This is a genomic window from Kitasatospora putterlickiae, assembly GCF_039527695.1.
In the GTDB taxonomy this organism is placed as follows: Bacteria; Actinomycetota; Actinomycetes; order Streptomycetales; family Streptomycetaceae; genus Kitasatospora; species Kitasatospora putterlickiae.
Map to the genome: position 1 here is coordinate 41288 of NZ_BAAAKJ010000125.1, position 2465 is coordinate 43752.

3 protein-coding genes are annotated in these 2465 nt (G+C 75.0%); all 3 read right to left on the reverse strand.

What is annotated here, in order from left to right; genetic code table 11:
- Window positions 1-230 (reverse strand): hypothetical protein (locus ABD308_RS13330; protein ID WP_344333003.1); only part of this gene is annotated, 230 nt, incomplete at its 3' end.
- Window positions 227-1243, reverse strand: a complete 1017-nt coding sequence (locus tag ABD308_RS13335; protein WP_344333006.1) for a JAB N-terminal domain-containing protein — start codon at window positions 1241-1243, stop codon at window positions 227-229. The genes ABD308_RS13330 and ABD308_RS13335, both read right to left, overlap by 4 nt.
- On the reverse strand, window positions 1240-2465 hold a 1226-nt coding region (locus tag ABD308_RS13340; protein ID WP_344333008.1), incomplete at its 5' end, for a ubiquitin-conjugating enzyme family protein. The genes ABD308_RS13335 and ABD308_RS13340, both read right to left, overlap by 4 nt.

Below are 2465 nucleotides of genomic sequence, written 5' to 3' on the forward strand. Positions count from 1 at the left end.
GCCGCCGCCAGGAGCAGCGCCGCCGCGCTGGGCGCGCCCGCGTCGCCGAACGGCGGCCGTCCCGCGCCCAGACGCGCCGCGCGGTCGCGGACCAGCTCCGCCAGCAGCGGGCCGGCCTCGCCCGCCGGGTCCAGCAGCCCCTCCGGGTCGCCGATCGGGCCGGCGGGCGCCGGGCGGTCGGTCCGCCGGGACCAGCGCAGGACCTGGACGCAGAGTTCGACGGCGTTCACGCGGGCCTCACCCGGTGCCGCAGCAGGCTCATCCGGCGGCCCGGGCCGCGCCGGTAGACGCGCAGCACCCGGCGGTCGCGGTCCACGTTGAGCAGCGCGGCGATCTGCCAGTCCCGGCGGAAGGTGCCGAGGTGCAGGTCGACGTCGGCGGTGGACAGTCCGAAGGTGTCCGTCGCCGGGAACAGGTGTGTGTGGTACCAGCCGACCAGCTGCTCGCCGAGGCCGCGGGCGGTGAGGGCCTCGCCGATGCGCAGGTAGCTCTCGCCGGTGAAGGTGAAGTGCAGCAGCGAGGCGCCGGTCCGCTCGGCCGGGACCGCCCCGCTGACCTCCACGATCCAGCCGTCCGGCGCGTCCTGGTTGCGGTGCACGTACCCGGCCAGGAAGCCGCCCTCCTCGACCTCGCCGGAGAACCGGCGGGTGCGCACCAGCTCCTCGTGGACGGCCTCGTGGAGGACCGTCTCCAGCGCCTGCGGCGGCTCGCCGGCCGGGACCTCCACGCCCAGCCCGGCCAGGCTGCCGAGCGGTGGATCGGGCTCGGCCATCTCGTTGAGCTGGAACCAGCCCCTGCGGGGCCCGTTGCCGGTCAGTCGCACCTGCTTCTCCGGCTCCGGGGCCGGCCGGACCAGGGCGACGGACTCCAGGCCGGGGCCGCGTACGCCGAACCCCCAGTGCGTCTCCTCGGGGAAGCGCCGCGACAGCAGCTCCCGCAGCGGCCGGCCCACCACCTCGCGGACGGTGTGCGGGTGCTGGTAGAGCACCCGGTCGCCGCTGACGATCCGGACCCGGACGTAGCCGTGACTGCCCTTCAGGTTGACCAGGCTGGGGGAGCCGGAGGGCTCGCGGGGGTCGGGCACCGGCAGGAAGGAGAGCTCGAAGCGGGCGTCCTCGGGCAGTGCCCCGCCCACCGCCGCCGCGAAGACGTCGTGCAGCAGCGGGAGCAGCGGCAGCGCCCCGACGGGGACGTAGCCGTCGCCGCGGAACAGCTCCACCTCGACCGCCCCGGGGCCGCTCATCGGCCGTCGAGCGGTTCGACCACGTTGGGGTAGGGCCGGTGGTCGCGGACCACCGGCTCCACCAGGCTCCCGTTGATCTCCTCGATCCGGTCCTGGTGCTCCGCCACCCACCGCGCCGCCTGCCGGTCGTAGAAGTTCGCCCGGAGCCTGGGCGTGCCGTCGGCCTGGAGCTCCCCGGTGCTCTCGAACAGCGAGTAGTTCCGGAACCCGGCCATGTCGACCAGCAGTTGGCACAGGTCCCCGAAGTCCAGCGACGGCTGGTAGGACTCGGCGAGCAGGCCGAGGCAGACCAGCCCCTGGGCGCCCGGGTCGACGCGCGCCTCCTCGCAGTCGTAGTTGGGGAAGACGTTCGGGTGGAACACCGGGGTGAGCCAGTAGACCCGCGGCGCGGTCTCCGGGAAGTCGGCGGAGCAGCTGATCCGCACGGTGTGCCGCTCGATGCGCACCGGTTCCCCGCCGGGCGTCGAGGGCGGGCCGAAGCCCGGCTGTGCGAAGTCGATCTCGAACTCGGTGGGCAGCAGCGCCGAGTCCGTCATCACGCTGATGCCGGGACGGCTCTCCGCGTAGGCGAGGATCTGGTTGCGCACCCGGTAGAGCGCGTCCTGCCGGTCCAGCGGGTTGACCGCCCCGGCCCGGGTCTCGAAGCCGACCCGCAGCCGGTCGCCGTCGCGGATGCCGGAGTCGTGCAGCGTGGCCTCCGGGTCCAGCCGGCGGCCCTGGCCGTCCGGTTGGATCTGGTCGATCACGGTGGGCATGGTGGCCTGGTGGAACACCGGGTCGTACTCGGCGACCACGTCGTTGGCGACGTCCCTGGTGAGCTGCTGGGCGGGCGCGTCGGTGATGCCGAACCGCCGGCCGTCGGGGCCCTCCACGAGCAGCCGGTGGATCAGGTAGTCCGGCTCGCCCGGGGCCACCACGGCCCAGCCGAAGGAGGCGTGCTCCAGAGCGGTGCGCACCTTCTCGGGCCGGTCGGTGCCGACCGCGAAGGAGACGGCGGTGGCGGTCGACCACACCTCGTGGGGCGTCAGGCCGGCGTCGCGCAGCACCCGCTGGGCCAGGTCCCGTTCCTCGTCGTTCGCGGCCCGCACGATCACGTGGCAGACCGTCGACGGCGCGGCCGGGGCGGCGGGCTCCGGGGCGGCGGACAGGCCGGGGGCCGGGCCGGCCGGCGCGGCATCGACATCGAGGGCCACGCCGTCGTCCTGTGGCAGCGCGGCCTCGA